This is a genomic window from Flavobacterium sp. (assembly GCF_044368625.1).
Taxonomy (GTDB): domain Bacteria; phylum Bacteroidota; class Bacteroidia; order Flavobacteriales; family Flavobacteriaceae; genus Flavobacterium.
This window is the reverse complement of record NZ_JBIPPD010000174.1, coordinates 1-6,938: the sequence shown is the minus strand read 5'-3', so window position 1 is coordinate 6,938 and position 6,938 is coordinate 1. Positions and strand designations below refer to the sequence as shown.

The 6,938-nt window shown below is 36.1% G+C and carries 4 protein-coding genes; 2 read left to right on the top strand and 2 right to left on the bottom strand.

Annotated features, from left to right (window positions below):
- Positions 1-117: 117 nt before the first annotated feature.
- Positions 118-798, top strand: a complete 681-nt coding sequence (mtgA, locus tag ACIQ2X_RS12120; RefSeq protein ID WP_396179178.1) for a monofunctional biosynthetic peptidoglycan transglycosylase — start codon at positions 118-120, stop codon at positions 796-798.
- Positions 799-801: 3 nt separating this feature from the next.
- Positions 802-1,749 (top strand): lipid A deacylase LpxR family protein, encoded by a 948-nt coding sequence (locus ACIQ2X_RS12115; RefSeq protein WP_396179177.1) that lies wholly within the window; start codon positions 802-804, stop codon positions 1,747-1,749.
- A 786-nt stretch (positions 1,750-2,535) separates the two neighbouring features.
- Here ACIQ2X_RS12115 and ACIQ2X_RS12110 read toward each other — a convergent pair.
- Both ACIQ2X_RS12110 and ACIQ2X_RS12105 read right to left on the bottom strand, forming a co-directional pair.
- Positions 2,536-3,924, bottom strand: a complete 1,389-nt coding sequence (locus ACIQ2X_RS12110) for a DUF5689 domain-containing protein (RefSeq protein ID WP_396179176.1) — start codon at positions 3,922-3,924, stop codon at positions 2,536-2,538.
- A gap of 25 nt (positions 3,925-3,949) precedes the next feature.
- On the bottom strand, positions 3,950-6,760 hold the full coding sequence (locus tag ACIQ2X_RS12105; protein ID WP_396179175.1) for a carboxypeptidase-like regulatory domain-containing protein: 2,811 nt from the start codon (positions 6,758-6,760) through the stop codon (positions 3,950-3,952).
- Between the last annotated feature and the right edge of the window lie 178 nt (positions 6,761-6,938).

The following is a 6,938-nucleotide window of genomic DNA, read 5'->3' as shown; positions in this document are numbered from 1 at the left end:
TTTCATGCAAGACAAATTTAGGCTTTTGACCTTAAACACTTGGAGGAAAACTCCAAGTGTTTTTAATTTATCTGTTGCACTTATAACTTGAACTTACAATAATTTAAAAATACAGTTATGATAAAAAAAATACTTCGTTTCCTTTGGAAAGCAATGCTTTGGTTTTTTGGATTATCGATTTTGTCGGTAGTTATTTTCAAGTGGGTGCCTGTGCCTTTTACGCCTTTGATGATTACGAGAGCGATTGATCAAAAATTAGACGGACAAGAAATGACTTCGAGTCATGATTGGGTTCCGATTGAGCAAATTTCCACGAACATGCAAAAAGCAGTTATTGCCAGTGAAGACGGCAATTTCTTGACGCACAATGGTTTTGATTTCGATGCCATCAAGAAGGCGATGGAAAATAATGAGAAAGGGAAAAAACTAAAAGGAGGAAGTACGATTTCACAACAAACAGCCAAAAATGTTTTTCTGTGGCAAGGTCGAAGTTATATTCGTAAAGGTCTTGAAGCTTACTTTACCGTTTTGATTGAATTGATTTGGGGTAAAGAGCGGATTATGGAAGTGTATTTGAACAGTATTGAAATGGGAACCGGTGTTTATGGTGTTGAGGCTGCGGCCAAACATTGGTACGGAACAACGGCTGCTGCTTTAACCAAGAGAGAAGCGGCTGGAATAGCGGCAATATTGCCCAATCCCCGGAAGTTTAAAGCCAGTAACTCGTCCAGTTACATCGAACGACGAAAAACCAGAATCGTTAGACACATGCGGTATGTAGGCAATTTAGAGTATTGATGTATGCTGAAAAAGTGTAGAATAGTATTGTTTTTATTAACTGGTTTGACTTCTGTAGCACAAAAACATATTTCAGAAGTGGGATTGATTTTAGAAAACGATTTGTATACTTCCAGCGTTAATGATAAATATTACACCAACGGTTTCGAAATTTATTACCGTTACTTAAATCACGTTAAAAAAGGCCATGTGGTTAAGAACAGTACCGAATTTCGAGTGGTACAATACATTTATAATCCTCAAACCATTCGGGCCGCAAATTTTTTTGTAAACGACCGACCTTTTGCTGCACTTTTATTTGCTGAAGCAGGATTTCAAAAGTTTTTTGTCAAGGAACAGGTTTTGAAATACAGCTTTCAACTTGGTTTTATGGGCAAAAATGCCTTTGGTGAAGAGGTTCAACAACGCTTTCACAAAACGTTTGGCTATGAACGAGTCGAAGGTTGGCAATATCAAATTGATGATGCGCTTTTGGTTCAAGCGGCGTTTTTTTATGCAAAAAATATGGTCGTTTTAAATGATGATAACACGATCGATCTTTTGGCACAAGCCGAAATTAAAGCAGGAACAATTTTAAACGAGATCACAGCTGGACCTGTTTTACGAATGGGTTTCAAAAATTTACTTCCCGTTTCGGAATCCAATTTATATGATGCTTCGCTTAGGTACGACAAGAATTATCGGGAAACGACCGAATTTTATTTTTTTATCAGTCCAAAGTTGAATTATCAAATTTATGATGCTACCATTCAAGGCCGTCTATGGAGTGATGCGAGTCCGGTGACTTTCGACCTGGTTCGGTTTCGCTTTCAGGGACAGGCGGGTTTTAAATTCCGAAAGAACAACTGGAATTTGCACTATACGTTTAATTATACAACTCAAGAAGCCGAAAACATTGTCAACAAAGGGTATTTTTATGGGTCGATTGGAGTGGGGTATTTGTTGCAATAAATCCAAATCATTTTGATTGTGGTATTTAAAAAAGCATCCACCGACTGATCAAGTAGGCGTGTGTATCTAATTTATCTCATTCTGCGTTGGTTCTTATAAAACAATATGCAAGATCAATAGGTTTCAAGATTCAAATAAACTGCGAGATCTAACATTGGCTAGTGTGTTCGTTTTTATAAAATTTATAGGAAAATGGTTTTTTTGCTTTGAAAAAATCAACGTTTGTTAATTTATTTTAAATCAGGAGTAGCTAAAAGAGTAGGTGTTCATTCAGCAATATTGCTACTGTTATCAGTATCTAAAATTTTCTTTATCTGTTTGTTTTGCTAGTCCGGATTTTTACCGGTGGGTCTTGCTTTTTCAAAGATACTTCACCGAACACCGATTCAAACCCTATTTTAGTGCAGTAATCTTTTTGTAGCGAAAGAGCGATAAAATAGCATTTTCTCAGCAACCCCTAACGCGTAAATGCTGTAATGAATTAATCCAATCGAGGCAAAGCAATGTGTATGATTGATTACAGGCAGAAAAACGTTAATCCGACAAACCTTTGAATTATTGTCAAAATTTATTTAATGAAAAAGATATATTTAAATCTGAAATGTTTTACACATAAAAGTTCAAAGGCCGTAGAATAGTAGAAAATGTATATTGAAACATTTGGTATCTATTCTAAAAAAAACCAATCTAAACAAAATGAGCCCGATAAAATATCGAGCTCATTATTGTCAAAAATGGAGTATAAATTGCTCTAACCTTTTGGAGTAGTCGAGCGCATTTTAAGCATTAGTTGATTGCGATATCATCAATTTGCATAGTTGTTGTTCTTGTTGGTGCAATGCTTGTTCCAGAATATTCGAATACAAAGAAACCATTTCCTGTTACCGTAACAGGAATGTTAAAAACACCGCTATTTATAAATGTAGATCCAAATCCGCTAGGTGTGTTTGATATTGTAAACTGATTTGTAATATCAATCAATGTAGCACTTGCAACGTCAGTTCCAGGAGTATAATTAGTTGTATAGTATACTTTTAATACAGCACCATTATTGAAACCATCTCTAGTTTTGAATGAAAAAGTATTTGCAGTAGTCATGTTTACGGGAACATAAAATAAAGACACGTATGTACCTGGAGTACCGCCAAAAGCAGTCATTTCTAGATGTTTATTGTTGTTGTTTGTTTTAACTTCCCAATAACGGTTACCCACGTATGAATCGTTCACGTACAAAGGAAAAACTCTGTTATTTGGTGACGTTGTTGGATAAGACTCAAAGTTTTCAGTTCGAGCACCTAAGTATTGTACGTCTGTTCCTCCAAGTTGTGTATTAACGTAGAAACGCTCGTTGTTCAACATAATATCCGATTCATATCGAGGTGTAAACTGGTATGTAGTTCCAAAACGAGTAAGTACGCCTCGGATTGTTCCGCTTTTTTCGGGAACGATTTTCACTGCATATTTAGAAAAACTTCCAGATCGAACAATAATTGTTTTTCCAGTTTGATCCGTAATCAAATGATTGGTTCCTGAATTTCCGTTGGCTACAATATGGTATGGTTTTCCAACTGCACTTGCAGCAAATTGTACGGCGTCAAATTCAATTAATTTATTCAAATGTACGTTAGAAGCAAGTGCCTCAGTAATAGTTAATTTTGTAATCATCCCGTCTTCTGAAATAGGTGCATCACAACTTCTTGGGATAGTTGGAACTACTAATGGTGCAGGAATTCTGAATACGGAATTTCCGTCCAATTCGCCAATCAGCAATCCGCCATCTTTCAATTGAATGTATCTATCTTTCAATTTGATATAGGCTTTACGACCTACTTGGTAGAAATTAGCGTAATTGGCCAAATCAACTGATGCAGAAAATGCGAACGATTTATCTTCAGTTTGAAAATGAATTGTTTTAAAGAAGTTTCCTCCTTTGTCACTCGAAACTACGTAAGCTTCAATGATGTCATCAGCGGTATATTTTACAGGAGAACCATTTGCAGCGGTTGCAATTGCCATAATTTCTTGAGGCGTTTTAGTCACTGTAATGTTTGCGGCAATCTCACAGTTTAATAAATCTAAATTTGGAGTACCGTAGTCGTCGTCGTTTACACAGCTTGATAAAAGTCCAGCTGAGATTGCGATTATAAAGATTGATTTTAAAATATTTGTTTTCATATATACGTATTTATGTATTTTCTAATTAAAAATTTAGGTAAAGGTTTACGAAGTACGTTCGTCCGTACCCGTAAAAGTAGCGAGGTCCAAAAGAACGAGCGGGTCCTTGTAAGTCTTGCTGAATCTCTCTAAAATTAGCGTTTCGTGCTTGCTCAAAACCACCTGATTTGTATTCAACGTCAAAAACGTTATTGATAGAGGCAAAAAAGCCAACAGTATTTCTGTTTTTGTTACTGATTCTCCACGATTTTCCTCCTACTAAATTTACCAATCGGATTGGGTCAAACTTTTCTTGTTTTAATAGACGACGTCCTTCCTCTTCGGTTGCGCCATAAAATGGTAAACCTTGTGGATCTTCAAAATTATTGTAGAAATTATCTGTTCTCAAAAGTGGCGAAATGTCAATATAGGTATCGTCTAAGTAATTGGCATTAGCTCCAATCCACCAAAATTTAGGGTCACGGTATTCAATTCCTGCCGAATAGGCTTTTTGAGGCGTTCCTGCTTGTTTGTAATTTTTCATTGTAGAAGTACCAAAATCAACCACTCGTTGTGCATTATCTACGTTTAATTTTACATTAGGGTTGTTGTCAAAAGTATATTGTCCTGCAGCAGCCGTTCCTGTCAATTTTATAGTAGATGTTAATTGGTATTCCAATCCAAATTCTCCACCAAAGTTTTTCTTGTCCATTCCTGTTACAATTTCGGCCACAAAAGCATTTCCAGTTCCTGCAAGCAATGCACCTGATTGATCAAGAATTCCTACACCTTCTGAATAGAAAAACCCAATATCGGTTGCGTTTTGAATTTTTGAGTAAAAACCAGTAATTCTTGCTTTTAACTTTGGAGTTCTAATAATATAACTTGCGTCCATACTTTGAATACTTTCGCTTTTTAGGTCTTCAACAATATTATTGTTCAAACGCACGTTGGGGAACGTATTTCGCATTGTTGGCGCATTGGTCATGTACAAGGCATTGAAATCCAAGAAATGACGTCCAGTAATTTTATAGGTTAAACCTCCCTTGAAACCAAAGTTTTCAAAGTCAGCCTTATCACTTTTTCCGAACGAATTGGTTGGATAAATACCGTTTTGGTACAAACCTTCTCTTTGATAAACCGATTTAGAAAAGCTTTGTGCTAAATAAAAATCTACTTTATTGTACGAAAATTTAAACTGAGTAAACGCCGACATCACATCTGCATTTAAGATATAATTGTAACCATATCGATCTCCTTCAACCACCTGACGGTTTGGTGTCAATAAGTTAGGTTGCGATTGATCTCCCGAAAAGAATTGATCTACATCTTTATAATATTGGCCTCCTAAAAGATCCACAACATTCTGGAAGTTTTCAGATTTCAATTTACGGTAAGTTGCTCCCGCGTTTAAAATAATATTATCCGAAAGCTGTGAATTCAAAATGGTATTGGCTGTAAATAATTTATCGTCCGTTCGATCTTCGTATAAAATTACGGTCGATTCGCCACCATTTCTGATGTTAGCATCATAAATCGCTGCCCAATCGACTTGACGGTTGTTCAAGAAATTGGTTCGAGTAGCTTCTGCATTTCTGATATTTTCAGGTGAATCACCAACATAATCGCCAAAATCGTCGTGTTGGGTTGTGTAGAAACTTGGTAAATTTCGGTAGTACGTTGGATCAGGATTGTTAGCACCATTAAAGTCAAATCGGCTGTTTCCGATTGAACCAAATTGATAAGCAACATTCGTGTTTAAATTGGTTTTATCGTTTATTTTCCAGTAATGACTTAAAATAAAAAGGGGTTCTTCGACATCTTTATCTCTCGAGTTTCTTTTTTTGCCATCTTGGTATCCCCAAAACGAGTTGTACCTAATGCCTGCTAAATCATTGATTTCTTTCGTATTTGGAGAGTTTTTTCCTCTGCTGTTTTGTGCGTAAATTGCAGTAACGTTCAAGCTGTGGTTTTCGTTAATACGCTTTTCAACAGAAGCAAAAAAGGAATTTGCTGCATAGTCAGTTCCTTCAAAGTAACCCTCGTTTGCCCAACGTCTAGCTCCCGAAATTACAAAAGCCCAACCATTTTTGTCCATACCAGAAGCGTGTGTAGCCATGGTTCTCCAGCTATAATTGGTGTTGGTTCCCGAAAACGAAATTCTGGAACCTGGTCGATAGATTGAAGCTCGTGTGTTAATTTCTTGCGTTCCTAAAGCGCCACCAAAAGTGTAATCTGACGGTGTAGATCCAGCTGTAAATTCCTGATTTCTTGTTGCATCATTAAGTCCTCCCCAGTTACCAAATTGCGGTCTTCCATCATAAATTTTGTCCATCAAAACGCCATTAATCATGGTTCTTCCGTATTCATTATCTAAACCTCTAATTCTAAAACGGGCTTGTCCCCAATTAAAAGCTGCTGTTTGTTGAAATACATCTCGTGTAGCCTGAAGCAATCCTGCTGTACTTTCCGAACCACTATTGTCATCACCCAAATCGCTTTCGGTAATGGTGATAAGGCTCAATTGTTGTTCCTCAGTATTATCATACTCTAAAACAATAGTTCCTAAATCCAAAATACTTCCTTCAGTCACGGAAATCGAAAGCAATTGTCTCGCATATCCAGCTGTGTTAATCTCTAAAAGTTGATCTCCCACAATCACATTTTCAAAAACAAAAACACCCTCTTTATTGGTTAGTGCCATAAAGGTCGTGTTTTGAATGGTTGCTACAACACTTTCTAATGGTTTTTGCGTTTTTGAATCAACAACTTTCCCAGTAACGCCCGCTGTCCTGTCTTGTGACCAAGCAAAAACAACTTGCAGAACAAAGAACATACTAATTACAAGTTTTTTCATAAATAATTTTAAATTAATCCCGTTTTGTTAAAATAATCTTTTCTTAACGGGTGCAAAGTTACATTATTAATTAAATATAATTACTTTTGCTGCCAAGTTTCTGTTAAACTTGACCTTAAATTAATATTACATTTTTATGAATTTAAAAAAATCCGTTTTTTTATTACTTATTTTAGTC